Raw genomic sequence first — 24879 nt, 5'->3', positions numbered from 1 at the left:
CCGAACCGGATCAGCAGGATGTTCAGCACCGTCTCCACAGCGCACCCCTTTCTGTCACACCTGTGATACAAACCGTTTCTATCACGCCTGTGATATAAAAGTCCAGTGCCTAGAGTGGTGGACGGGGAAGAGCGGCGCGCGCACATCGCCGACGCGGTGCTGCGGCTGGCCGCGAAGGGCGGGCTGCACGCGGTCTCGCTGCGCGCGGTGGCCGCGGAATCGGGCCTGAACATCGGCTCGGTGCGGCATTACTTCGACAGCCAGCACGAGCTGATGCGGTTCGCCATGCGCACCACCATCGACCGGACGACCGCGCGGCTCGTCGAACGCCGCGAACAGACGGGTTCGCTGTCGGAACTGCCGCCGGGAGAGGTTGTCGGCCAGCTCACCGATTTCCTGTCGGAGCTGCTGCCGCTGGACGAGCGGCGACGCACGGAGGTGACCGTGCTGGTCGAATTCCTGCTGGCCGCGCGCGCCGATCCGGGCCTGGACGACCTGGCCCGGGAAGCGGTCCAGGGCACCGTGACGCTGGCCCGCCGCATCCTCGACGCCCAGGCCCGCAGCGGCCGGTTCGAGCCGAAGGACCCCGAGGTCGAAGCGCCCCGGCTGGCGGCGCTCCTCGACGGGCTCGCGTTCCGGGCCGTGCTGCAGCCGGAACTCACCTCGCCGGAGGAATGCGTCGCGGTCCTTCGCGCGCATCTCGCCGAGTTCGTCCGGCCAGCGGGTGACACTCAGGTGTGAGCGCGGCGGAGACCGGGTAACCGGCGGAACTGGAGCGGTTCCAGATCCCAGGGAGGACTCCGATGCCGGACTCGGCGGCGACGTTGCGGGCAGCCGGCCTGCGGGTCACCAAGCCGCGGCAAGCCGTGCTCGGCTGGCTCGGCGGGCATCCGCACGCGACGGTCGAGGCGATCGCGGCAGGCGTGCGCGAGAGCCTGGGCGCCGTGTCGATCCAGGCGGTCTACGACGTGCTCGCCGCGTGCGGCGACGCGGGTCTCGTCCGCCGGATCGAGCTGTCCGGGCATCCGGCGCGGTTCGAACGGCGGACCGGCGACAACCACCACCACGTGGTGTGCCGCCGCTGCGGGCGGGCCGAGGACGTCGACTGCGTCCGCGGCGAGGCCCCCTGCCTCACGCCGCACGACCGGCACGGGTACGCCGTCGACGAGGCCGAGATCGTCTTCTGGGGTCTGTGCCCCGGCTGCTCCGGCGTTTCCGACCACCACGAGGAGCTCACGAGATGACCGACGAAAAACCCCCGGCCACCACCACGGACGCCGGGATCCCGGCGGAAAGCGACGAGCATTCGCTCACCGTGGGCCCGGGCGGCCCGATCCTGCTGCAGGACCATTACCTGATCGAGCAGATGGCGCAGTTCAACCGGGAACGGGTGCCGGAGCGCCAGCCGCACGCCAAGGGCAGCGGCGCGTTCGGGCACTTCGAGGTGACGAACGACGTCAGCCGCTTCACCAAGGCCGCGGTGTTCCAGCCGGGCGCGAAAACCGAGATGGCCGCCCGGTTCTCGACGGTGGCAGGCGAACGCGGCAGCCCGGACACCTGGCGCGACCCGCGCGGGTTCGCGCTGAAGTTCTACACGTCCGAGGGGAACTACGACCTCGTCGGCAACAACACCCCCGTGTTCTTCATCAAGGACCCGCTGAAGTTCCAGCACTTCATCCGGTCGCAGAAACGCCGCGCGGACAACAACCTGCGCGACCACGACATGCAGTGGGACTTCTGGACGCTGTCCCCCGAATCGGCGCACCAGGTCACCTGGCTGATGGGCGACCGCGGGATCCCGCGCACGTGGCGGCACATGAACGGCTACAGCTCGCACACCTACCTGTGGGTCAACGCCGCGGGCGAGAAGTTCTGGGTCAAGTACCACTTCAAGACCGACCAGGGCATCGAGTTCTTCACCCAGCACGAGGCCGACCAGATGGCGTCCGCGGACACCGACTACCACACCCGCGACCTGTTCGAGGCGATCGAGCGCGGCGACTACCCGAGCTGGACCCTGCACGTCCAGGTCATGCCGTTCGACGACGCGAAGAACTACCGGTTCAACCCGTTCGACCTGACGAAGGTGTGGCCGCACGGGGACTACCCGCTGATCGAGGTCGGGAAGATGACGCTCGACCGCAACCCGACCGACCACCACACCGAGATCGAGCAGGCCGCGTTCGAACCGAACAACATCGTGCCCGGCATCGGCCCGAGCCCGGACCGGATGCTGCTGGGCAGGCTGTTCGCCTACGCCGACGCACACCGGTACCGGATCGGCGCGAACTACAAGCAGCTGCCGGTGAACGCCCCGGCCTCGCCGGTGCACAGCTACAGCAAGGACGGCGCGATGCGCTACGCCAAGGTCTCCGACCCGGTGTACGCGCCGAACTCCAAGGGCGGCCCGCGCGCGGACACCGAACGCTACGGCACGCCCGCGGGCTGGCACGCCGACGGCGAGATGGTCCGCTCGGCCTACGTCGACCACGCCGAGGACGACGACTGGGGCCAGGCGGGCACCATGGTGCGCGAGGTTCTCGACGACGCCGCGCGCGAACGGCTGGTGGACAACATCGTCGGGCACCTGCTGAACGGGGTGTCCGAACCGGTGCTGAAGCGGGCGTTCGAGTACTGGCACAACGTGGACAAGGACCTCGGCGACCGCGTCGAATCCGGCGTGCGCGCGAAGCAGGACGAGAAGGACCCGAAGGCGGGCGAGCAGGCGAACCCGGCACGGGAGAGCATGCAGCGCAAGGCCTGAGCGCTCGTGAGTGGCAATCCCGGTTCGCACCGGGATTGCCACTCACGAGTACAAAACCATGCGGCTTTTTGCCCCGCCCTCGGTAAAGTGCGCGCCCATGGGGCATGTGGAGGCCGCGCATCTGCGCTACGTACTGCCCGACGGACGTCCGCTGCTCGGCGACGTCTCGTTCCGGGTCGGCGAGGGCGCGGTCGTCGCGCTGGCCGGCCCTAACGGCGCGGGCAAGACCACGCTGCTGCGGATGCTGTCGGGAGAGCTGAAGCCGGACGAGGGCTCGGTCACGGTCTCCGGCGGGCTGGGCGTGATGGCGCAGTTCGTCGGATCGGTGCGCGACGAACGCACGGTACGCGATCTGCTGATTTCCGTTGCCCCGAAACGGGTTCGCGACGCCGCGCTGGCGGCCGACGCGGCCGAGGAGCGGCTGCTGGAGGTCGACGACGAGGCCGCGCAAATGCAGTATGCGCAGGCGCTGAGCGACTGGGCCGAAGCCCGCGGATACGAGTTCGAGACGACCTGGGACATGTGCACGACGGAGGCGCTCGGCGTGCCGTTCGACCGCGCGCGCTGGCGGCTCGTGCGCACGCTCAGCGGCGGCGAGCAGAAGCGGCTCGTGCTGGAAGCGTTGCTGCGCGGGCCGGACGAGGTGCTGCTGCTGGACGAGCCGGACAACTACCTCGACGTCCCCGGCAAACGCTGGCTCGAAGCCCGGCTGAAGGAAACCCGCAAAACGGTCCTGTTCGTGTCGCACGACCGCGAACTGCTCGCGCGAGCGGCGGACAAGATCGTGAGCGTCGAGCCGGGCGGCGACGGCGCGGACGCCTGGGTGCACGGCGGCGGGTTCAGCACGTATCACGAGGCGCGCCAGGTTCGGTTCGCCCGCTACGACGAACTGCGCCGCCGCTGGGACGAGAAGCACGCCCAGCTCAAACGGCTGGTCCGGGACATGCAGCAGTACGCGGCGCGCAGCGACGAGATGGCGTCGCGGTACAAGGCGGCGCAGACCCGGCTGCGGAAGTTCGAGGAGGCCGGTCCCCCGCCGGAACCGCCGCGGCCGCAGGACATCAGGATGCGGCTGCGCGGCGGCCGCACCGGCGTGCGCGCGGTGACCTGCGAGAACCTCGAACTCACCGGGCTGATGAAGCCGTTCTCGCTGGAGATCTTCTTCGGCGAGCGCGTCGCGGTGCTCGGTTCGAACGGCTCCGGGAAGTCGCATTTCCTGCGGCTGCTCGCGGGCGGCGACGTCGCGCACACCGGCGAATGGAAGACCGGCGCCCGCGTCGTGCCCGGCCATTTCGCGCAAACCCACGCCCGCCCGGAACTCACCGGCCGCACGCTGGTCGACGTGCTGTGGACCGGACACGCGGCCGACCGCGGGGCGGCGATGGCCGCGCTGCGCCGGTACGAACTGCACCGCCAGGGAGAGCAGGCGTTCGACCGGTTGTCCGGCGGACAGCAGGCACGGTTCCAGATCCTGTTGCTGGAACTGGCCGGAACCACCGCGCTGCTGCTGGACGAGCCGACCGACAACCTCGACCTGGAATCGGCCGAGGCGCTGCAGGACGGGCTGGAGTCCTACGAGGGCACGGTGCTCGCGGTCACGCACGACCGCTGGTTCGCGCGCTCCTTCGACCGCTACCTGGTCTTCGGCTCGGACGGCGTGGTCCGCGAAACCCCGGAACCGGTCTGGGACGAGCGGCGGGTGGAACGGGTTCGCTAGCCCTTGCGCAGCAACGCATCCAGTTCGCGCACCACCTCCCCCGCCCGGCCCCGGCCGCCCGGAGCCGCCGGATACCGCGACAGCACCTGGACCACCACCGGATCAGCCGCCGGGGCCTGAGCCTTCAGCCCGGCCAGTTCGAACGCGTACGCCGCATGCCCGGCCGGGCCGAGGATGTGCCACACCTGCGTCGCCTTCGCGAGCGGATGCAGGAACGCCGCGCCCGCAGCGGCTACAGCGGCCCGCGCCGCCTCGCTCGCTGCGGCCTGACCGGCGTCACGGGTGTCCTGATACGCCCGCTGCGCCGCCCACGCGCCGTCGCGAATCGCCTTGCCGCGCTTGGCTCCCTGAGCAAACGCCCGCGCCGCCTCGATCGCCTCGTGCGGACGGCGGTCGCCCGGACGGGCTTGTTCGAAGATCGGCAGCGCGGGCTCCGCACAAGCCACCGCGTAGGCCGTGACGGCGCGAAGCTCGGCCAGGTCCAGTTCGATCTTCTCGATCATGTGCTTGAACTGTATCGTTGAACCGCCGGTTGGCAGTTCACCGTGACTTCCAGCAGGAACCTCAAGCGAAACCCTCAACCGGGGAAGGACGACGGTGGACGAGCGGACGGAATGGTCCGAGGCCGACAAGGCGGCCTACCGCCGGTTCGTGCGCACCCACCACCCGGACGTCGGCGGCGACCCGGACGAGTTCGCCGCCGGGCTCCGCGAGTTCCGGCCCGGCCCGCACCACGAAATCGCCGAGGGGACCGAACCGGCCCCGCCCGGCGAACCCCTGGTGTTCGTGCGCCGGAGCCGAGGCGTGCCCCGGCTCCTGGCGGCTCTCTCCGAACGCAGGCGGCGGAAGCGGAATCCGCGCGTGCGCTAGCGCGTCACATCCCGCCGGTCAGGGCCTGCAGCCCGAGGCTCGACGCGGCGACCGCGACCCACAGGATGGCCCCCATCAGCAGCGGCTTGTGTCCCGCCTTCCGCAGGTCGGACGGTTTGAGCGCCAGGCCGATCCCGGCGAGCGCCATGGTGATCAGGAAGGTGCCGAGCGTCGACAGCGGCGCGTGCCACGATTCCGGGATCCAGCCCGCGCTTTCCACCGCCGCGGCGGCCAGGAAGCCGATCAGGAACGGCGGAACCAGGCGGTGCCAAGGCATGGCACGCAAGGATACCCGGCCGCCGGACTGCTTGCGCGCGACGAGCACGGCGAGGAACAGCACGATCGGGATCAGCGTGAGCGTCCGGGTGAGCTTCACGACGAGGCCGTACGAGCCGGCGTCGCCGCCATAGGCGTAGGAAGCCGCGACGACGGAAGACGTGTCGTTCACCGCGGTTCCGGCCCACAGGCCGAACGCGTGCGGCGACATCCCGAGCGCGTGCCCGAGCGGCGGGAACAGCAGGACCGCGGCGACGTTGAAGGTGAAGATCGTGCCGAGCGCGTAAGCGATATTGGCTTCCTTCGGCTTCAGCACCGCGCTGGTCGCCGCGATCGCGGACGCACCGCAGATGCCGGTGCCGACGCCGATCAGCGTCTGGGTGTCCCCCCGGACGCCGAGCAGCCTGCCGAGCACCCACGCGCCGCCGAACGCGATCGCGAGCGTGCCGAGCATCACCGGCAGCGACTGCCCGCCGACATGCACGACCTGCTGGATCGACAGCCCGGTGCCCAGCACGACGATCGACAGCTGGAGCACCGGCCGCGACGCGATCGCGTAGCCCGGGCTGAACCGCCAGCCGCGCAGCCCCGGCACGACCGCGCCGGCGACCGCGCCGAGCAGGATCGCGAGCACCGGCCCGCCGACCACCGGAACGAGCTTGCCGCCCGCCGTCGCCACCGCCGCGACCAGCAGCGCGACCGCGAGCCCCGGCACCGGGCGGGCGAGCTTGGCCCGCCACTGCACCGTCGCGCGCGTCGCTCCCAGCGCCGCGCCGGTCACCGGTTCACTCCTGTGCGCACTTCAGGCCTCCTCGATAATGTACGTACATTTAATCTAAGAGCTGTCCGTACATTTGGCAAGCGGTACTGTTCCCGGCATGGGCGAGGCAGAGCTGGTCCGCACCGGCGGACAGCCCCTGTGGCGGCAGTTGCAGCAGCGGCTGCTGGTGCGCATCCGCGCCGGGGAATTCGACAGCGCGTTCCCCGGGGAGCTCGCGCTCGCCGACGAATACAGCGTCAGCAGGCAGACCGTCCGGCAGGCGCTGCGGGAACTGCGCGCGGACGGCACGCTCATCGCCGAACGCGGACGCCAGCCCCGCGTCGCCGCGGCCGCGGAGATCCAGCAGCCGCTCGGCGCGCTCTACAGCCTCTTCGCCGCGGTCGAGGAGGCCGGGCTCGACCAGCACAGCGTCGTGCGCCGGCTCGACATCCGCGCGGACGCGGTGGTCGCCGAACGCCTGTCGCTGGAGGGCTCGACCCCCCTGCTGTACCTGGAACGCGTGCGGCTGGCCGGAAACGACCCGCTGGCCGTCGACCGGGTGTGGCTGCCCGCCGACCTGGCCCGGCCGCTGCTGGACGCGGATTTCCAGCACACCAGCCTGTACGGCGAGCTCCACCGCCGCACCGGGGTCCGGCTCGACCACGGCGAGGAGCAGATCCGCGCCGTCGTGCCGACCCGGGCCGAACGCACCCTGCTGGGCTGCGGCGAAACGGTCGGCGCGTTCTCCATCGGCCGCCTCGGCACCAGCGCGGGCAAACGGATCGAATGGCGGCACACGCTGGTGCGCGGCGACCGGTTCGCGCTGACCGCGGAGTTCTCCGGGCGCACCGGATACCGGCTGGTCACGACGGGGGCACTGGCCGGAACCCGCTGACCCGGCGGGCACCGGGCCGCCACGCTCCGCGCAGGTCGATCTTCGCGCGGATTCCGCGGGTCTTCTTCATGATCGCCGGGCCAGCATCGGCGCCGGGCTGATCACGGTGCTGATCGCCAGGCCGTATTGGACGTGCGAGGTGTCACGCAACGAACTACACGTCGTGCCGCTCGACCGGCCTAGAGTCCTTCACGAGCTACCACCTGTTCGCGGTGATCGCCGGCGCGCGCCGCAGGACCGTCGAAAACCTGCTGATGCCGATGAACTCGCCCGCGCCGGCGTTCCCGAGTTCGCTGCCGTCCGCGCCCGGTCCGTACCCCGGCTACCCGCAGCAGCAGCCGTCCCCGGGGCAGCAAGTCAGCCGATCCGGATCCCGGCCAGCTGAGTGCCTTGCGCGACCAGGGTCCCGGCGCTGTCCCACACGTGGCAGGACTCGTCGACCCGCCCGTCGCCGATGAGGTGGGCGCGGTGCAGCACACGCACCGGACCGGGAGCCGGACGCGCCCGCACGTAGGCGGTCAGTTCCAGCGTCGGCACCCAGCCCGACGGCGCGATGTCGAAGGTCGCCGGCGGCAGGGCATCGACCGCGAACAGCAGGCTGACCGGGTCGAACGGCTCGTCGCCGGGCAGCGCCAGCAGAGCGCGCAGTTCGCCGCGGCCGCTGGGCCCGTCGGCGATCGGGCGGTCGAAGCGCACGTCGATCTCGTCGCGGATCGCGATGCCGGGCGTCAGCTCGGCATCGCCCCACGGCTCGTCCGCAAAGGCGCCGAACTCCGGCCGCGGCACGCCGTCCTGCCAGAACGGTTCGGCCGCGCCGAGGACGCCCAGCGTCAGCAGAGCCTCGACCTGCGGCACGCCGTCCTTGAGCAGCCGTCCGCGCAGCTGGGTCGCGGTCCGGCCGGTGCGCAGCACCTCGACCTCGATCTCCGCCGGTCCGGGTTCGGGCGAGCGCAGGTAGTGCGCGCTGGCGGCCAGCACGTCCGGATGCCCGGAAACGACGGTCGCCGCGCGGGCGACGGCGGCCAGCAGGTATCCGCCGTTCGGGCGGCCGCCGATGGTCCACGCCGGGCTGAGGTCGACGCTGAACTCGGTGTCCGAACGCTGCTTGACCGCCGACACCGCGGCGAAGGTCGTCGTGCTCACGGGTCCCTCCAGGTGAGTTGCTTCCCGCAACCTACCTGCTAGGCCATTCGGCCGTCCCGGGCACTGAGACCCACGCCACCCGTTCCGCCCGCGCTCGGCGGATTTCCCCGGCACGATGTCCGCGACGCGTGTCGAGGACGGCGCGCGGGTTCCGTTCCCTTGGTGAGCCCGCCCGGAAGCGGCGAGCCGGACACTGGAGGAAACGCCATGCCGAAGTACATGCTGCTGCAGACCTACGCCCAGGGCGAGGACTGCGACGTGCCGTTGCCCGAGTGGGCTCCGGAGGACATTCGCGCGCACATCCAGTTCCAGCACGTGCTCAACGCCGAACTGACCGAAGCCGGGGAACTCGTCGAGGCGGAGGGGCTGGCCGGGCCGGAGGCGGCGAAGACGGTGGTCGCGGACGGCAAGGGCGGCGCGGTCGTCACCGACGGGCCGTTTCCGGAGGGCAAGGAACTGCTCGCCGGATACCGGGTGGTGGACGTCGAATCGGAGGCGCGGGCGCTGGAGATCGCGACCCGGGTCTCGGCCGCACCGGGTCCCCAGGGCGCGCCCCTGCGGGTGCCGATCGAGGTGCGCCAGGTGATGAGCGCGCCGGAGGCGTGATGGCCGAGGTCGAGGACCTGGTGCGCACGCTCGCGCCCCAGGTCCTCGCCGTCCTCGTGCGCCGGTCGGGCGATTTCGGCGCGGCCGAGGACGCGACGCAGGAAGCCCTCCTCGCCGCGGTGCAGCACTGGCCTGCCGAAGGCATCCCGGAGAATCCGCGCGGCTGGCTGTTGCAGACCGCCGGCCGCCGGATGATCGACAGCTTCCGCAGCGACCAGGCCCGGCGGCGGCGCGAGGACACCGTCGCCGCCGAGCCGCCGGGCGCCGAGGTGCCGGATCGGGACGACACGCTGACGCTGTTGTTCCTGTGCGCGCACTCGTCGCTGACGCCGGCGTCGGCGATCGCGCTGACGTTGCGAGCGGTCGGCGGCCTGACCACCGCGGAGATCGCCAGCGCGTTCCTCGTGCCGGAAACCACAATGGCGCAACGGATCAGCCGGGCGAAAGCGAAAATCACGAAGTCCGGCCTGCCGTTCCGGATGCCCGCCGCGCACGAGCGGCAGGCGCGACTGCGGTCCGTGCTGCACGTGCTGTACCTCGTGTTCAACGAGGGCTACACCAGCAGCGGCGGCCGCCGCCTGCACCGGACCGAACTGTCCGCGGAGGCGATCCGGCTGGCACGGCTGGTGCACGCCGCGCTCCCGGACGACGGCGAAGCGGCCGGATTGCTCGCGCTGATGCTGCTCACCGACGCCCGCCGTCCGGCCCGCACCGGACCGGACGGCGACCTCGTCCCGCTCGCCGATCAGGACCGGGCGCGATGGGACCGTTCGCTGATCCGGGAAGGCGTCGCGCTGATCACCGCCGCCCTGGCCCGCGAAGGCGTCGGCGAGTACCGCTTGCAGGCCGCGATCGCGGCGACGCACGACATCGCCTTGCGGGCGGAAGACACCGATTGGCCGCGCGTGCTCACGTTGTACACGCGGCTAGACGCCCTGACCGGCAACCCGGTCGTCACGCTCAACCGCGCGATCGCGACTGCGATGGTGCACGGGCCGGACGCCGGGCTGACGATGCTCGCCGGGCTCGACGACCGGCTCCCCGGCCACCACCGTCTCGCCGCCGCCCGCGCGCACCTGCTGGAGCTGGCCGGCGATCGCGCGGAAGCCATCCGCCACTACACCGCAGCCGCCGCCCGCACCGGAAACACCGCCGAGCAGCGCTATCTGACGCTGCGCGCGGCCCGGCTGCGCGCCAGCCATTCCACAAGTCGCTCGCCGATCGGCACCGAGTAACATCAGGACACTTCACGAGCGGAGCGCACCATGGCGAGCATCGAAGACGCCCGTCGCCGGACCGGGTACGACGTCACCGAGGCGACTGTCGACGACGTGCTCTCCGCCCTGCGCTCCGCCGAACCGCCCGCTCCGGGCGCCGGAGTCGTCTGGTGGCTGTACGCGGGCCGGAAGCCGCGGACACCGTACCTGGTCGCCGGTTTGCGCGGTGCGCGAGGAAGCCTGGCGTGGCACGAAAACGGCGAGATTTTCCTGCCCGCGAACGACACGGGCGACGAGACGGTCGACTACTTCAGCCTCCAGGGCGCGCACTTCCCGCAGCCCTCCGGGAGCGAGGTTTCCGCCGAGGAAGTGCTGCTCGCGGTGCGGGAACTGTGCGAAACCCAGACGCGACCCGCCTGCGTTTCCTGGCAGCCCGCGTAGCCTCTGTCCACATTGGACTTACCGGCGCGGGGCGAAGTCGTCCTTGTGCGCCCGCGCCCACTCGCGGAACGACGTCGCGCGTCCCGCGAACCGTTCCACCGTGTTGTTCACCGGCGCGAGGCGGCCCACCGCTGCCTCCTCCACGTCCATCAGGTGCTCCAGGACCGCCGCGGGCATCCACTCCGGACGCCGCGCCAGCACCTCACTCCGCGTTTCGGTGACCACTTCGATCGAGCGGCCCAATTCCCCCGCCAGGGTCTCCACTATCGCACGCTGCGTCATCGACTCCGGCCCAGTCACCGCGAGCATCCTCCCCGGATAGCTACGCTCCGTGAGCAGTTTCGCGGCCACTGCGGCCACATCCGCCTCGGCCGTCGGCGTGAACTGCGACTCCGGGGAGAGGAGCCGCACCGGTCCCCCGGCCCGGATCGCCGCACCCCAGTCGCGCCGGGTGTTGCCCATCAGCCAGCCCGGATACAGCACTGTGAACGGCAATCCGGACTCCGCCACCGCCGCCTCCGCGGGCAGATGCCCTCGCCGGATCGGGTTGTCCGCCGCCCCCTCCCAGACATCCGGTGACGACAGCAGCACAACGTAGGACACTCCGGCTTTTCGCGCCGCCGCAAGGAAATCCGCCGCACCGTTCGGCCGCGTCGGATACTGGAAGATCGCGTCCACGCCGCGCAGCGCGTCCTCGGACCCGCCCTCCGCGGTGAGATCCAACGACACCGCGTCCGGCAGATCCAGCGCGGCCGCGTCCCGCGCCGACCCGCGCACCTCGTGCCCGCCCTCGCGGAGCACCCGGACGACCTCGCTCCCGACATTCCCGCGCGCCCCCGTCACCAGGATGGTCATCCCCGCACTTCCTTTTCTTTCAAATTAACTTTGTTAGCAAAGCTATATCTGCGACTCACCGCTGTCAATCTCCCGTCTCCAGTACACGGCCGGGCGAGATCGTTGTATGGATCGTGTACGGATCCCTCCCACACTCCCGGCAGTTCGATTCGGACGAGTGAAGGGAGATCCGTCGTGGTCGGGAATGTGACGGTCCGGCGCACAGTCGCCGCACTGCTCGCCGCGGGGGCGGTCACCGCAGTCGCGACGCCCGTGAGCGCCGCCGAGACCGCGGGCGCCTGGCGAGCCGATCTGTCCTCCGTGGACAGCGACGACGTCAATGTCGCCGCGACCAGCGGCACGCTCACGCTGCGGGACGCCGCGTGGAGACCCGCCGACCGGGCCGCCGGCAGCGAGGGCTACCTGCTCTCCGCCGAACGGCGCCTGCCCGCGCCGGTGAACCGGGTAGCCGCCGAGATCTCCGCCGACGCCCCGCAAGGCACCTCGGTCGACGTCGACGTCCGCGGCCGCTCCGGCACCGGCGACTGGACCGAATGGACCCCTGCCGGCACCGCGCTCCCGCGTGCGGTGAGCGTCGTGCAGACCAGGATCACGCTGTCCAGCACCACCGCCGCCCGCCCCACCGTGCGCGACGTCGAACTGACCGGCTCGCTGTCCCCGCAGGCGAACGCCATCGCCGCGGCCACCCCGCTGACCTACACCATCTACGCCACCCGCGAAGGCCTCACCGGCCACACCACCGCGAACGGCCACGTCATCGCGAGCAACGACCACTTCGTCGCGCTGCCGTCCGGGAAAGCCCTGTCACCGAAGGGAACCGGCAACTACACCGTGCGCGTCTGCAAGACGGACAACAGCCGCTGCGAATACGCGCCGGTCTGGGACGTCGGCCCGTGGAACACCAAGGACGACTACTGGAACCCGTCCTCGGTGCGCGCGGAATACAAAGACCTGCCGCAGGGCCAGCCCGAGGCCTACGCCGCCTACCACAACGGCTACAACGGCGGCCGCGACGACCTCGGGTACAAGGTGGGCAACCCCGCGGGCATCGACCTGGCCGACGGCACCTTCAGCTCAGGCGTCGGCCTCGGCGACAACGGAAACGTGAAGGTCACCTACCTGTGGACGGGCTCCGCCGCAGCGACCGGCCTGGTGCAAACGGCAGGCGACCCGGTGAACGTCCGGTCGGGCGCGCACACGTCCTCGCCGGTGAAGGGCCTGGCGGCGAACTACGCCAAGGTGAACATCGAATGCTACGTCAACGGGGACTCGGTGACCGGGAAGTTCGGGACGAGCAAGATCTGGGACCGCATCGGATCCGGCCACTACATCTCGGACACGTACGTGAAGACCGGCTCGAACGGGCCGGTGGCACCGCTCTGCTGAGTCTTGGGGGTGCCGGTGCGGGGTCTGGGGCTGACTCCGCACCGGTGGCTCCCGTTCGTGCGTCCGTTGTGCCGAGTTGATCGCGGGTTGCCGGGACCGTGGACTGGCTCCGCACCGATGGGGCCCATTCGCGCATCCGGTGTGCCAACCTGATCGCGGGTTGCCGGGACCGTGAACTGGCTCCGCACCGATCGGGCCTATTCGCGCATCCGGTGTGCCAAGTTGCTCGCGGGTTGCCAGAACCCTGGACTGCCTCCACACCGATCGGGCCCATTCGCGCATCCGGTGTGCCGAGTTGATCGCGGTTGCCGGGACCGTGGACTGGCTCCGCACCGATCGGGCCCATTCGCGCATCCGGTGTGCCAACCTGATCGCGGGTTGCCAGAACCCTGGACTGCCTCCACACTGATCGGACCCATTCGCGCATCCGGTCCGCTGAAGCGCGTCCCTGTGCAGGTTCAGGCTGACTCCGCATCGGCGGCCTGCTGCGCCCGCCCGCTCCCGCTGAACCTGGCCGGGTCCCCGGCGCAGCGCATGCGGCCAGCTCCGCACCGGCGGCTCCGGCCAGGACTTCCCCCAGGCCGCCGTTCGAGCACTCCGCTCCTGGGCAGTTCCTCGCCGACGCCAGGTTTCACTCCGAGAATCCCTCTCCCCCTGCCTGCTTCCTCACCACTGCTTCCCGCGAGCCGCGTCTCCGAGTTCCGCTTCCTGAGCCGTTCTTCGCTCCGGCCCCGTCATTCGGCCTCCCCTTCAGCCCTTCTTCACCGCAAGCCTTCTTCCAGCACTCTGCCCGCGATCCCTTTGCCCAAAACGTGTTTCGGCAGTCGTCCCTAGGCCGCCGGGGGAGTCCGGACCCGGGCTCCCCCGGTTTCCACCCGGTTCAGCGACGGATTTCCCCTCAACCGCCGGTTAAAGTGGTCTTCGTGCGCTGCCGCAGCCGAGGGGGTCCGCCATGCCACGCCGATTCGCATTCATCGTCGCCGTCGTCCTGTCCGTCATCAGCCTGAGCACATCCGCCGCCGGGGCCGCTCCGGCCGTCATCGGCGGAGAAAAAGCTTCCCTGGCGCAACATCCGTACGCTGTGTACTTAGTGGACAGTCACGGAACCCAGTTCTGCGGCGGCGTCATCGTCAGCCGCACCGCGGTCGCGACCGCCGCGCACTGCGCCGCCACTGTCCCGATCGGCGAACTCAGCGTCGTGGCCGGACGGGAAGACAAACGCAGCCAGGACGGCGTCGTCCGCGCCGTGTCCGCCGCCTGGCAACACCCGGATTTCCGCACGCCGCAACAAGGTTCGGACGTCGCCGTCCTGACCGTTCGCGGCTCGCTCCCCTACCGTCCCGCCGGCCTGGCCCGCGATCCGAACCGCTACCCCGCCGGAACCACCGCCACCGTCCTGGGCTGGGGCCGGCTCGCCGACGGCGGCGACCGGTCGGACTACCTGCGCCAAGCCACCGTCCCGTTAGCCGACGACTCCACCTGCCACACCGCATACCCGGAGTACTCCGCGACAAGCATGCTGTGCGCCGGTTACCCGAACGGCGGTATCGACGCCTGCAAAGGAGATTCGGGAGGCCCGCTGGTAGTCGGCGACACGGTGGTCGGCATCGTCTCCTACGGCGACGGATGCGGGAAGCCCGGCAAACCCGGGATGTACACCAGGGTCACGTCCTTCGCCGACGACATCGCCGCCCACGCCGGACTCAGCTGAACCAACCGGCTCCCGCACCCCCCGGATCGGCACTCGTCATCCGCCCCGCGCCGGATCCGCCAAGACGAACTGCCACGCACCGAACGCAAGCTCCGACGATCCACGGCGGCCACATCCCCGCGACGCACGCCCTACGACCGGACCGGGTTTTCGCTCCGTACGGAAGAAACAGCAGAACACACGCGACTCCTTGAGCACGGCAAGGTAAGGTCCAGGCCATGACGTCGCCGGAGGCCAGCAGACGGTAGCCGCCCAGCCGCAAGCTGGGCGGCGGAGTGACGGGTGCCGGGTTCACCCGGGCTGGGCTGACCGGCGAAAGCTTCACCACAGACACCGTGCAGGTGAGCTGTGCCCTCAGCAGGCGCTCGTGAGTGTTGATGCCGGTTAGAACCGGCATCAACACTCACGACAGCCAGGCGCAGCCAATCGGCCCGCCGTGCGCGAGCGATCGCGTCGGCGGCAAGGCCAGCCAACCAGCGCCAAGCCTGCGCACGGTGGCCACGTCGTGGTGAAGTCTGACGCCACGGGCAAAGCTTGCCGTTCGAACGCGCTCCGGCGAAGCCTGGGCACAGCAGAGCCACCGGCAAAGCATGCTTGGTGCCGTAGCACCGCTCGCCAAGCCTGCTCAGCACCGGGGCCCTCACTGGCAAGCCCACTCAACACCGCAGCACCGCTCACGAAGCCTGCTCGGCGCTGCGGGCAAAGCCTGCTCGGCACCGCAGCCCTCACTGGCAAGCCCGCTCAACACCGCAGCACCGCTCACCAAGCCTGCTCGGCACTGCGGGCAAAGCCTGCTCAACACCGCAGTATTCGGACGAAGCCTGCTCGCAGCCGCCAGGCCGCAGCAAACCTCCGCCCAGCGCAACTGCGGCCAGGCACCCAGGCCAACCCGCGGGCTGCCGCGCCCGAGCCCGAGGCACCCCACTCCGCACGCGAACCGTCCTCAGTCCTCCGGCGTCCCCGGCGCCGACAGCTATTCGGAGTCGATTCCTCTTGCCTCCCCTCATTTTCCTCCTAGCCGGCGCAGTCTTCGCCCAAGGCACGTCCGAGTTCGTCCTCTCCGGACTCCTTCCCCAGATCGCCGCGGGCACCGGCGTCTCCCTCGGCACCGCCGGGCTGCTCACGTCGCTCTTCGCGGCCGGAATGGTCGTAGGCGCACCAGTTCTCGCGATGCTCGGCAGCAAATTGCCGCGCAAGCAGGCACTCCTCGCCTTCCTGGGCCTCTTCTCCGCAGTACACGTCATCGGTGCCCTCACCACCGATTTCCCGGTCCTGCTCGCCACCCGGGCCCTCGCGGCGTTCGCCAACGCTGGGTTTCTCGCGATAGCGCTCGCGTCGCTGCCCGCATTCGTCCCGGCGGACGCAGTCGGGCGGGCGACTTCCGTGCTGTTGTCCGGTGTCACGCTCGCGTGCGTCGTCGGCGTTCCGGCCGGGACAGTCCTCGGCCAGTACGCCGGGTGGCAGGCCGCGTTCTGGGCTATCGCGGCGATCACGTCAGCGGCCGCCGTCGCGCTGACCCCGGCAAAGTTCGACAACCCGCCAGTCACCAGCCCGGTGTATCGCGAGTGGCGGGTCCTCGCGCAGCCGCGCGTCGCGGCCACCGTGGGCAAGGGGGTTCTGGTCAACGGCGGGACGTTCGCGGCCTTCACCTACCTCGGCACGATGACCTCCCCGGCCGGATGGGTTCCGGTCGTGCTGGCGATGTTCGGAGCGGGATCGTTCGCCGGCGTCACGATCGCGGGCAAGGCAGGTCCGGGGATCCTCAAAGCGGGCACGGCAGTGCTGACCGCCGGGTGGGTGGCGGCGTATTTCGCGGCGCAGAGTCTTCCCGGGCTCATCGCAGCGGCATTGCTCACCGGGGCGATGGCGTTCGGCGCCGGGTCCGCGTTGATCGCTGCGATCGTCACCTCCGCCGGCAATGACGCACCGCGGGTGGCCGGGGCGATCGCGACTACGGCGTTCAATCTCGGCGCGGTGGTCGGGCCCGCGGTGGCGGGGGCCGTCGTCCTCGATGCGGCGCACGCGCGTGCGGCGTTCTGGGTCAGTGCGGCCTTCACCGCCGCGGCGATGTTCCCGCGGGTGAAGAAATAAAGAAAGGCGGCCCGGGCGAGAACCCGGGCCGCCGCGGAAAAGACAAGTTCAGCGCAGGGTGTCCCAGCCCGCGTAACGAGCCTCGGTGCCCAGCTCCTCCTCGATGCGGATCAGCTGGTTGTACTTCGCCGTGCGGTCCGACCGCGACAGCGAACCTGTCTTGATCTGGCCACAGCCGGTCGCCACCGCGAGGTCGGCGATGGTGGTGTCCTCGGTCTCGCCCGAACGGTGCGACATGACCGCCGAGTAGCCCGCCTTGTGCGCGGTGTCGACGGCGGACAAGGTCTCGGTCAGGGTGCCGATCTGGTTGACCTTGATGAGGATCGAGTTGGCGATGCCGCGCTTGATGCCGTCGCGCAGAATCTCGACGTTCGTGCAGAACAGGTCGTCGCCGACAAGCTGCACGCGGTCGCCGATGCCGTCGGTCAGCTGCTTCCAGCCGGCGTAGTCGTCCTGGGCCAGACCGTCCTCGATCGACACGATCGGGAAGCGCTCGGTCAGCTCGGTCAGGTACGCGACGTGCTCCTCGACGCTGCGCTTGCGGCCCTCGCCGGTATAGTCGTAGACGCCGTCGCGGTAGAACTCCGACGCCGCCGGGTCCAGCAGCAGCGCGATGTCCTTGCCCGGCTCGTACCCGGACTTCTCGATCGCGCGGACCACGAATTCGAGTGCCTCGTCGGCCGACCCCAGCTGCGGCGCGAACCCGCCTTCGTCGCCGACATTCGTGTTGTGTCCCGCTTCGTGCAGCGATTTCCGCAGCGTGTGGAACACCTCCGAGCCCATCCGCACGGCCTCGGCGAACGTCTCCGCGCCGACCGGGCCGATCATGAACTCCTGGAAGTCGATCGGGTTGTCCGCGTGCGCGCCGCCGTTGACGATGTTCATCATCGGCATCGGCAGCAGATGCGCGTACACTCCGCCGACGTAGCGGTACAGCGGCAGCGTGTTCGCCGCGGCGGCCGCCTTCGCCACCGCCAGCGAGACCCCGAGCGTCGCGTTCGCGCCCAGGCGGGCCTTGTTCCCGGTGCCGTCGAGGGCGATCAGCGCGCGGTCGACGTCGGCCTGCGCCTCCGCCTCCATGCCGACCACGGCGTCGGCGATCTCGCCGTTCACCGCGTCGATCGCCTTGCGCACGCCCTTGCCGTGGAACCGCTTCGCGTCGCCGTCCCGCAGCTCCACGGCCTCGCGCGTGCCGGTGGAGGCCCCGGACGGCACCGCCGCGCGGCCCGCCGACCCGTCCGCCAGCACCACGTCGACCTCGACCGTCGGGTTGCCCCGGCTGTCGAGCACCTCACGGCCCCGGACCCGGACGATGCCTGTCATAACGCTCCTCGGAGGTTCGAGCCGAAGCACTCAGCGCACGCTCCGTGAAGCGCCCCGGCAGCAACGCGGCACCACGGCGAGCCGCACGTCACCCCGGAGGCTAGCAGAACTGTTCTGAATCGATCCGGGAAAGCCTCGAAAATCCACTGTGGACAGTCCGGGAACCTTTTCCCGGCAAAGGGAACGAACCGGAACTCCACGCGGGGACACTTCACGTCCCGGACAGCCAGCGTTCATCGACGAGCCCCGCGGCCAGCATAACTTCGGTTCCGCCTGGGAGCCGGAGGAGGCCGTCATGTCCAACACCGTCAGCCGTCGAGGAGCATTAGGCCTCATGGGCGCGAGCGCTGCCGTACCACTGCTGGGCACTGGTACGGCGAGTGCCGCGCCCCTTGCGACGACCGCGGGCGGCGGCGCGACACCAGTGCAGGGTTTGCACCTCACGTTCGGCCGAGATCCCGCGCGGCAGATGGTGGTTTCGTGGCTCACCGACGGCCCGGTCCGCCGTCCCCGCGTCCTCTACGGCACGCTCAACGACGGCTTCGGTTCGTACGCGCCCGCGGTCACCCACACCTACCTCGACGGCGCTTCCAACCGCACAGTCTGGGTGCACCACGCCGAGATCAACCGCCTCTGCCCGAACACCGAGTACCTCTACATCGCCCAGCACGAAGGTGCGACGCCCGACGCGGGCACGTTCCGCACCGCGCCCAGCGGGCGGTCCGCGTTCACCTTCACCAGCTTCGGCGACCAGTCCGCGCCGCAGGTCACCTGGGACCTCAAGGGCGCGCCCGCGCTCGACTTCTTCTCCACGCCGGCCGCGAAGGACATCGTCACCGGCATCGAGACCGTCGCGCCGCTGTTCCACCTGCTCAACGGCGACCTCTGCTACGCCAACCTCGACGTCGACCGCGTGCGCACCTGGAACAACTTCTTCGCCAACAACGCCCGCTCGGCGCGGTACCGGCCGTGGATGCCCGCCGCGGGCAACCACGAGATCGAGAAGAGCAACGGCGCACTCGGCATGGACGCCTACCAGGCGTATTTCCAGCTGCCGTCCACCGAAACCGATCCCGAACTGGCCGGGCTCTGGTACGGCTTCACCGTCGGCTCGGTCCGGGTGGTCGTGCTGCAGAACGACGACAACTGCCTGCAAGACGGCGGCGACGTCTACGTCAACGGCTATTCCGGCGGGCGGCAGCTCGCCTGGCTGGAGAAGGAACTCGCCGCGGCACGGGCGTCGCGCGACGTGGACTGGATCGTCGTCGCGATGCACCAGGTCATGATCAGCACGTCCGACGCGAACGGCGCCGACCTCGGCCTGCGCGAGAAGTACGGTCCGCTGTTCGACCGCTACGGCGTCGACCTGGTGCTTTGCGGGCACGAGCACGACTACGAACGCTCCCTCGCCGTGCACGGCGTCGTCGCGGAAAGCGAAACGCTCACGCCGAACCCGGTCTCCGACGCGACCGACGACATCGACACGACGCACGGCACCGTGCACATGGTTCTCGGCGGAGGCGGCGTCTCCGGCACCACCAACGGCAGCTTCTTCGCCGACGGCACCGGAAAGGTGCTGACCGCCGTCGCGGACAAGCGGGATCCGGCCACGGGCAAGCGGAAACCGACCTACGTGCGCGAAAAGGCGGTGTGGAGCGCGGTGCGCGACCTCGACCACCCCTACGGTTTCGCCGCGTTCACAGTGGATCCCGGTCGCCGTCCGGGCGGCACGACGACCATGCACGTGACCTACTACAACGTCGCCAAGCCGACCGGCGAGCTGTCGGTGTTCGAACGGTTCTCGCTGCACCGCAAGCGCGCCGACGGCTGAGGTCAACCCCTTCTCCGGACCACCCCTCAAGCCGGACGGGACGATCCTTAGCCGCGCTACGCTTCCCGCGGACCCGGCGGCCGCAACGGACACCTCCCCCATCGTCCGTCCATTGTGGACTATCGGGCCGCGAGGAGCGCCCATGGACCACGCCGTCACCCCCTTCGTGCTGGACCCGGCGGCGCCGGACGTGCACGGCGAGGGCGCCCGGCTTCGCGCCCGCGGACCGCTGACCGTGGTCGAACTGCCGGGCGGAGTGCTCGCCTGGTCGGTCACCAGCCTGCCGCTGCTGCGCGCCCTGCTCGCCGACCCGCGGGTGTCGAAGGACGCCCGGCGGCACTGGCCCGCCTACCGGGACGGCGAGATCTCCTCCGACTGGCCGCTGCACATCTGGGTTTCGGTGCAGAACATGTTCACCGCCTACGGCGACGAGCACCGGCGGCTGCGGTCGCTGGTGTCCAAGGCTTTCTCGCCCGGCCGGATCGCCGCGCTGCGCCCGGTGGTCGCCGAGATCGTCGACGGCCTGCTCGCCGGCCTCGACGCCGGACCGCCGGAAACCGACCTGCGCGAGCAGTACTGCTACCGGCTGCCGATCGAGGTGATCTGCCGGCTGGTCGGCGTCCCCGAACAAGCGCGGCCGGGCCTGCGCACCGCGGTGGCCGGGATCTTCGCGACGTCGGCGACCGCGGAAGAAGCGACCGCGAACGTCGAGCTGCTGTACGGAATCCTCGCCGACCTCGTCTCGCGGCGGCGCGCCGAGCCCGGCGACGATCTCGCTACCGCACTGATCACCGCGCGTGACTCCGACGGCTCCCGGCTGAGCGAAGCGGAACTGGCGGACACGCTGATCCTGGTGATCACCGCGGGTCACGAGACGACGGTCAACCTGCTCGACCAGGCCGTGACCGCGCTGCTGACTCATCCCGGGCAGCTGCGGCAGGTCCTCGGCGGAAAACGCACCTGGTCGGACGTCGTGGACGAGACTTTGCGCTGGCAGGCCCCGCTTTCGCACCTGCCGCTGCGGTTCGCGCGAGAGGACATCGAGATCGGGGGCACGGTCATCCGCGCGGGCGACCCGATTCTTCCGTCCTTCGGCCCCGCCGGACGCGACGAGGACCACCACGGTCCGGACGCGCACGAGTTCGACCTGGCCCGCGAGGACAAATCAGCGCTCGCGTTCGGCCACGGCGTGCACTATTGCCTCGGTGCGCAGCTCGCCCGGACGGAGGCGGAGCTGGGCCTGCCGGCGTTGTTCGAGAGGTTCCCGGACTTGGCGCTGGCGGTGACCGAGGAGAAGCTGGAGCCGGTGCCGTCGTTCATCACCAACGGGCATGTGACGCTGCCGGTGCGGCTTAAGTCCTCGTGAGTGTTCGTCCCGGTTCTCACCGGGACGAACACTCACGACTCCCAGTCGGCGAGGACGGCCTCGGTGTCCGCGCCCGGCATCGGCGGCGGCGACGGCAAATCCGTTGTGCTGCGCGAAAATCGCGGTGCCGGAGCGGGCTGGACGATGCCGTCGAGCGTGACCAGGCCGGACCGCGCGGCGATGTGCGGGTGCCGGGGAGCCTCGTCGGGGGCGAGGACCGGCGTGACGCACGCGTCGGTGCCGTCGAAGGCCTCGGCCCATTCGTCGCGCGTGCGGCTGAGGAAGGCCCGGGTGAAGGCGGCGCGGAGGGTGGGCCAGCCGTCGCGGTCCAGTTGCGGCGGGAGGTCTTCCGCGGCGAGGCCGAGACCGTTCAGGAGAGCCGCGTAGAACTGCGGTTCCAGGGAACCGACGGCGACGTACCGGCCGTCCGCGCAGACGTACGTGTCGTAGAACGGCGCGCCGCCGTCGAGGAGATTCGTGCCGCGTTCGTCGGACCAGGAACCCAGGCCGCGCAACGCCCACATCATCTGGGCCAGCACGTTCGCTCCGTCGACCATCGCCGCGTCCACGACCTGGCCGCGCCCGGTCCGGCCGCACTCCCACACCGCCGCGAGCACGCCCGCGATCAGGAACATCGACCCGCCGCCGAAGTCGCCGACCAGGTTGAGCGGCGGCACCGGACGTTCGCCCGCGCGGCCGATCGCGTGCAGCACGCCGGTGAGGCCGAGGTAGTTGATGTCGTGCCCGGCGCGCTGGGCGAGCGGGCCGTCCTGGCCCCAGCCGGTCATCCGGCCGTACACCAGGCGGGGATTGCCCGCGAAGCAGTCGTCCGGGCCGACGCCGAGCCGTTCGGCGACGCCCGGGCGCAGGCCTTCGACCAGCACGTCCGCCTTCGCCGCGAGTCGCAGGACGAGTTCGCGGCCCTCGGGGGTCTTGAGGTCCGCGGCGACCGAACGGCGCCCGCGCAGCAGCGGGTCCGGCTTGCCGCCGCTGAGGTCGAGCGATCCGGAAGGCCGTTCCACCCGGACGACGTCCGCGCCCAGGTCGGCGAGCACCATGCACGCGTGCGGCCCCGGCCCGATCCCGGCCAGCTCGACGACCTTCAGCCCGCTCAACGGTCCCGCCACATGTCCTCCTCGGCTCTGGCGCCCCTTGCGGCGGCGACCCTACCGGCCTGCCGGACGCAGGCCCGGGCGTGTGGGGTAACCCACCCGTGGCCCGACCCGGGCAGAACCGGCGCCGAGCCTCACCCGAACCGGGGACTGGCGTCTCACGGCCGCGCCCTTCGGGTACCCGGCTGGTATCCATGGGTCACGAACAGATCAAGGAGGGTTTTCGATGAGCTTTTTCGACCAGGCCAAGGACAAGATTCAGGAATTCGCGGGCAACAACCAGGACAAGGTCGGCGACGGCATCGACAAGGCCGCCGAATTCGCCGACGACAAAACGGGCGGCAAGCACGGCGACCAGATCCGCCAGGGCGCGGACAAGCTGAAGGAGAACTTCGGCGGCGGCCAGCAGGGCGGCCAGGAACAGGGCGGACAGCCGCAGGGCGGCGGCGAGCAGGGCGGCCAGCCGGGCGAGCAGCAGTGGGGAAACCAGCAGTAGCGAGGGCCGCGTCGGCCTGAGTTCCCGCGTTGCGCGGGAAGGCCGCGCGATTCGCCTTCCTGAGGAGACCTTGCGAACCGCGCGGCCCCGGGAAAAGCCTCGCGAACCGCGCAACTGCGGGAAGCCCGCGCGAATCGCCTTCCCAGGAGACCTCGTGAACCGCACGACCCGGGAAAAGCCTCGCGAACCGCGCGGCCGCGGGAAGCCCGTGCGGATCGACGGCGGCGGCCGGTACGATCCGGCCGCCGCCATCATTTGCGCGACAACCGCGCCGGGCGAGGCGGGGTGGCATTTTCCGCACAGTTTCCGGCGTAGTCATCCGGACAGCGCGAAAATGCCGCTCCGTTTCCGGCGACACGGCGCAACACCGAAATTATTTCACGATTCGCTGGCCAGGGCGCGGTTTCCCCGGCTCGCTCAGCCGGGTTTGCGGGCCGAGATCAGGACGTGTTCCTCCGGTTCCGCACCCGGTTTGCCCGGTGCGAACGCTTCCGCCCGGGTTCCGGTCACCTCCAGTCCGGCCGCGCGCACCCGGTCGGCCAGCGCGTCCGCCGGGAAGCTGGTCACCCGGATCGAGTGGCCCAGGAAGTCGACCGGCACATCCTCGACGTCGGCGGGCACGGTGACCAGGGCGAACCTTCCGCCCGGCGCCAGCCAGTCCGCGATCCGGCCGAGCGCGCGCTCCGTTTCGAGCCGGGTCAGCTGCAGGAACGCGAAGAAAGCGCACACGGCGGCCCACGTTCCCGGTTCCGACTCCCATTCCCGCAGGTCAGCTTGCACGAACTCGGCTTCGGGCACCTGTTCGCGGGCGATCCGCACCATCTCCGCGGACACGTCGATCCCCGTCACCCGATGTCCGGCGGCGGCAAGATCCGCCGCGGCGGGGCGGCCGGTTCCGCTGCCGATGTCGAGGACCCGCGCGGCCGGCGGCAGCACCGCGAGGAGCTCCCGCACGGCAGCGTCGACCACCGGCCGACGGCCGAACGCTTCCTCGTACCCGGCGCCGATCGCGTCGAACAGTTCCGCCGCGGTGGTCAGCTCCTCGGACATCCCGGTCTCCCCTCGCCGTCGAAGGGCCCCAGGCTATCCGCACCTGCCGACAATTTCGGTCACTCGGCAGCTTCGTAGGCGGTCGCGGCGACCACCAGGTCCTCCCAGGCCATCCCGACGCTCTTGAACAGCCGAGGTCCCGGCGACACCGCGAAGCCCCGAGCCAGTGCCGCGAGCGAGACAAGATCATCCGCCGCGAGCACCCCGGATTTTATTGCCAGCACGACATCTCCAGCCTCGCGAGTAGCCGCGCCGATCCCTTCGACGACCACTGTGGACCGTCCGATAAGGACATCGTCGACTTCCCGTGCCTCCGGTTCGTGCGAGCCGACGGCGACCACGGTGGCGTGCTCGGGGACTTTCGCGCCGTCGAACACGGGGACGCGCGACGAAGTGCAGCAGGCGACCAGATCAGCTGCGGAAACGTCGTCCGGAGTGCCGGCCCGGGCGAAGGGGTACTGCGCGGCGAGAGCTTGCGTACGCTCCGGGTTGCGGCCGACGACCACCACGTCCCGCACCGGCCGCACGGCACAGAGGGCTTCGATGTGGCTCTGCGCCTGCGGACCCGTCCCGAACACCACCAGCCGTTCCGCATCCGGCACGGCGAGCAGGTCCGCTGCCACCGCGGAGACGGCCGCCGTGCGCACCGAGGTGAGCGCGACGCCGTCCAGGAGCGCCATGGGCGTGAGCGTCGGGCCGTCCATCAGCAGGTAGTGGCCTTGGATCCGCGGCAGGCCCCGGGCCGGGTTGCCCGGCGCGACGGACGCGACCTTGACCCCGGCGTAACGGTCCCAGAACGCGGGCATGAGCAGGAACTGCCCGGTGGGCACGGGCACGACGGACCGGGGCGGGTCCTGGTCAGGGTCGAGGCCGCCGGCCAGCGCGGCGCGGACGGCATCGACGGCTTGCTGGACAGTCGGGCGGGCATCAAGGAGCAATCGCACTTCCGCAGCATGGCACAGCGCACCG

Annotated in this window: 23 protein-coding genes; 15 read left to right on the top strand and 8 right to left on the bottom strand. The window is 70.5% G+C overall.

Features of this window, described 5'->3' with window-relative positions:
• The first annotated feature begins 105 nt into the window (after positions 1-105).
• From A4R44_RS27720 to A4R44_RS27705, 4 genes are all read left to right on the top strand, one after another.
• Positions 106-741 (top strand): TetR/AcrR family transcriptional regulator, encoded by a 636-nt coding sequence (locus A4R44_RS27720; protein WP_067586932.1) that lies wholly within the window; start codon positions 106-108, stop codon positions 739-741.
• 62 nt (positions 742-803) lie between these two features.
• Positions 804-1244 carry a Fur family transcriptional regulator gene (locus A4R44_RS27715; RefSeq protein WP_067586921.1) on the top strand — a complete coding sequence of 147 codons (441 nt, stop codon included), beginning with the start codon at positions 804-806 and terminating at the stop codon, positions 1242-1244.
• On the top strand, positions 1241-2764 hold the full coding sequence (locus tag A4R44_RS27710) for a catalase (protein WP_067586918.1): 1524 nt from the start codon (positions 1241-1243) through the stop codon (positions 2762-2764). Before A4R44_RS27715 ends, A4R44_RS27710 begins: the two co-directional genes overlap by 4 nt.
• 97 nt (positions 2765-2861) lie before the next feature.
• Complete coding sequence (locus tag A4R44_RS27705) at positions 2862-4481, top strand: ABC-F family ATP-binding cassette domain-containing protein (protein WP_067586915.1); 1620 nt, start codon at positions 2862-2864, stop codon at positions 4479-4481.
• Here the strand turns inward: A4R44_RS27705 and A4R44_RS27700 are convergent.
• Entirely contained in the window at positions 4478-4984 is a 507-nt protein-coding gene (locus tag A4R44_RS27700) for a putative immunity protein (RefSeq protein ID WP_067586911.1), read from the bottom strand. The two genes, A4R44_RS27705 and A4R44_RS27700, sit on opposite strands and share 4 nt — an antisense overlap.
• A gap of 94 nt (positions 4985-5078) precedes the next feature.
• Between A4R44_RS27700 and A4R44_RS27695 the strand changes: the two genes are divergently transcribed.
• Positions 5079-5351 carry a hypothetical protein gene (locus A4R44_RS27695; protein WP_067586908.1) on the top strand — a complete coding sequence of 91 codons (273 nt, stop codon included), beginning with the start codon at positions 5079-5081 and terminating at the stop codon, positions 5349-5351.
• A gap of 4 nt (positions 5352-5355) precedes the next feature.
• Here A4R44_RS27695 and A4R44_RS27690 read toward each other — a convergent pair whose 3' ends face one another.
• A complete protein-coding gene (locus A4R44_RS27690; RefSeq protein WP_095213631.1) occupies positions 5356-6408 on the bottom strand; it encodes a YeiH family protein in 1053 nt (350 codons plus the stop codon).
• Between the two features lie 97 nt (positions 6409-6505).
• Here A4R44_RS27690 and A4R44_RS27685 point away from each other — a divergent pair, with 97 nt between their 5' ends.
• Positions 6506-7282 (top strand): GntR family transcriptional regulator, encoded by a 777-nt coding sequence (locus A4R44_RS27685; RefSeq protein ID WP_009076626.1) that lies wholly within the window; start codon positions 6506-6508, stop codon positions 7280-7282.
• 357 nt (positions 7283-7639) lie between these two features.
• Here the strand turns inward: A4R44_RS27685 and A4R44_RS27680 are convergent, their stop codons facing one another.
• A complete protein-coding gene (locus A4R44_RS27680) occupies positions 7640-8425 on the bottom strand; it encodes a thioesterase family protein (RefSeq protein WP_067586905.1) in 786 nt (261 codons plus the stop codon).
• 207 nt (positions 8426-8632) lie between these two features.
• On the opposite strand from A4R44_RS27680, the gene A4R44_RS27675 reads away from it, so the two are divergent.
• Genes A4R44_RS27675 through A4R44_RS27665 form a run of 3 tightly spaced genes read left to right on the top strand, consistent with a single transcriptional unit; the run spans position 8633 to position 10689 of the window.
• Complete coding sequence (locus A4R44_RS27675; RefSeq protein ID WP_067586901.1) at positions 8633-9031, top strand: YciI family protein; 399 nt, start codon at positions 8633-8635, stop codon at positions 9029-9031.
• On the top strand, positions 9031-10266 hold the full coding sequence (locus A4R44_RS27670) for an RNA polymerase sigma factor (protein ID WP_067586898.1): 1236 nt from the start codon (positions 9031-9033) through the stop codon (positions 10264-10266). Before A4R44_RS27675 ends, A4R44_RS27670 begins: the two co-directional genes overlap by 1 nt.
• A gap of 30 nt (positions 10267-10296) precedes the next feature.
• Complete coding sequence (locus A4R44_RS27665; RefSeq protein ID WP_067586894.1) at positions 10297-10689, top strand: Imm1 family immunity protein; 393 nt, start codon at positions 10297-10299, stop codon at positions 10687-10689.
• An 18-nt stretch (positions 10690-10707) separates the two neighbouring features.
• Here A4R44_RS27665 and A4R44_RS27660 read toward each other — a convergent pair whose 3' ends face one another.
• Positions 10708-11544, bottom strand: coding sequence for an SDR family oxidoreductase (locus tag A4R44_RS27660; protein ID WP_067586892.1), 837 nt, complete (start codon positions 11542-11544; stop codon positions 10708-10710).
• 174 nt (positions 11545-11718) lie between these two features.
• On the opposite strand from A4R44_RS27660, the gene A4R44_RS27655 reads away from it, so the two are divergent.
• From A4R44_RS27655 to A4R44_RS27645, 3 genes are all read left to right on the top strand, one after another.
• A complete protein-coding gene (locus tag A4R44_RS27655; RefSeq protein ID WP_067586890.1) occupies positions 11719-12930 on the top strand; it encodes a hypothetical protein in 1212 nt (403 codons plus the stop codon).
• 952 nt (positions 12931-13882) lie between these two features.
• On the top strand, positions 13883-14641 hold the full coding sequence (locus tag A4R44_RS27650) for a trypsin-like serine protease (protein ID WP_067586888.1): 759 nt from the start codon (positions 13883-13885) through the stop codon (positions 14639-14641).
• Between the two features lie 993 nt (positions 14642-15634).
• Positions 15635-16732, top strand: coding sequence for an MFS transporter (locus A4R44_RS27645; RefSeq protein ID WP_067586883.1), 1098 nt, complete (start codon positions 15635-15637; stop codon positions 16730-16732).
• A gap of 48 nt (positions 16733-16780) precedes the next feature.
• Here the strand turns inward: A4R44_RS27645 and eno are convergent, their stop codons facing one another.
• The gene (gene eno / locus A4R44_RS27640) at positions 16781-18055 is read right to left on the bottom strand and encodes a phosphopyruvate hydratase (RefSeq protein WP_067586880.1); all 1275 of its coding nucleotides are present in this window, start codon (positions 18053-18055) and stop codon (positions 16781-16783) included.
• A 295-nt stretch (positions 18056-18350) separates the two neighbouring features.
• Here eno and A4R44_RS27635 point away from each other — a divergent pair, with 295 nt between their 5' ends.
• Both A4R44_RS27635 and A4R44_RS27630 read left to right on the top strand, forming a co-directional pair.
• Positions 18351-19886, top strand: a complete 1536-nt coding sequence (locus A4R44_RS27635; RefSeq protein ID WP_067586878.1) for a metallophosphoesterase family protein — start codon at positions 18351-18353, stop codon at positions 19884-19886.
• A gap of 142 nt (positions 19887-20028) precedes the next feature.
• Positions 20029-21252, top strand: coding sequence for a cytochrome P450 (locus tag A4R44_RS27630; RefSeq protein ID WP_198545459.1), 1224 nt, complete (start codon positions 20029-20031; stop codon positions 21250-21252).
• A 32-nt stretch (positions 21253-21284) separates the two neighbouring features.
• Here the strand turns inward: A4R44_RS27630 and A4R44_RS27625 are convergent, their stop codons facing one another.
• Complete coding sequence (locus tag A4R44_RS27625) at positions 21285-22379, bottom strand: CaiB/BaiF CoA-transferase family protein (protein ID WP_067586875.1); 1095 nt, start codon at positions 22377-22379, stop codon at positions 21285-21287.
• Positions 22380-22590: 211 nt separating this feature from the next.
• Between A4R44_RS27625 and A4R44_RS27620 the strand changes: the two genes are divergently transcribed.
• Complete coding sequence (locus tag A4R44_RS27620; RefSeq protein WP_067586874.1) at positions 22591-22860, top strand: antitoxin; 270 nt, start codon at positions 22591-22593, stop codon at positions 22858-22860.
• 417 nt (positions 22861-23277) lie between these two features.
• Here A4R44_RS27620 and A4R44_RS27615 read toward each other — a convergent pair whose 3' ends face one another.
• Together A4R44_RS27615 and A4R44_RS27610 are read right to left on the bottom strand one after the other, a co-directional pair.
• Entirely contained in the window at positions 23278-23910 is a 633-nt protein-coding gene (locus A4R44_RS27615; RefSeq protein ID WP_067586873.1) for a class I SAM-dependent methyltransferase, read from the bottom strand.
• Between the two features lie 59 nt (positions 23911-23969).
• Positions 23970-24854, bottom strand: coding sequence for an ornithine cyclodeaminase family protein (locus tag A4R44_RS27610; RefSeq protein WP_067586864.1), 885 nt, complete (start codon positions 24852-24854; stop codon positions 23970-23972).
• Positions 24855-24879 lie beyond the last annotated feature (25 nt).

Source organism: Amycolatopsis sp. M39, assembly GCF_001651785.1.
GTDB classification, from domain to species: domain Bacteria; phylum Actinomycetota; class Actinomycetes; order Mycobacteriales; family Pseudonocardiaceae; genus Amycolatopsis; species Amycolatopsis rubida.
The sequence above is the reverse complement of the archived record's forward strand: the minus strand, read 5'-3'. Positions and strand labels throughout refer to the sequence as shown.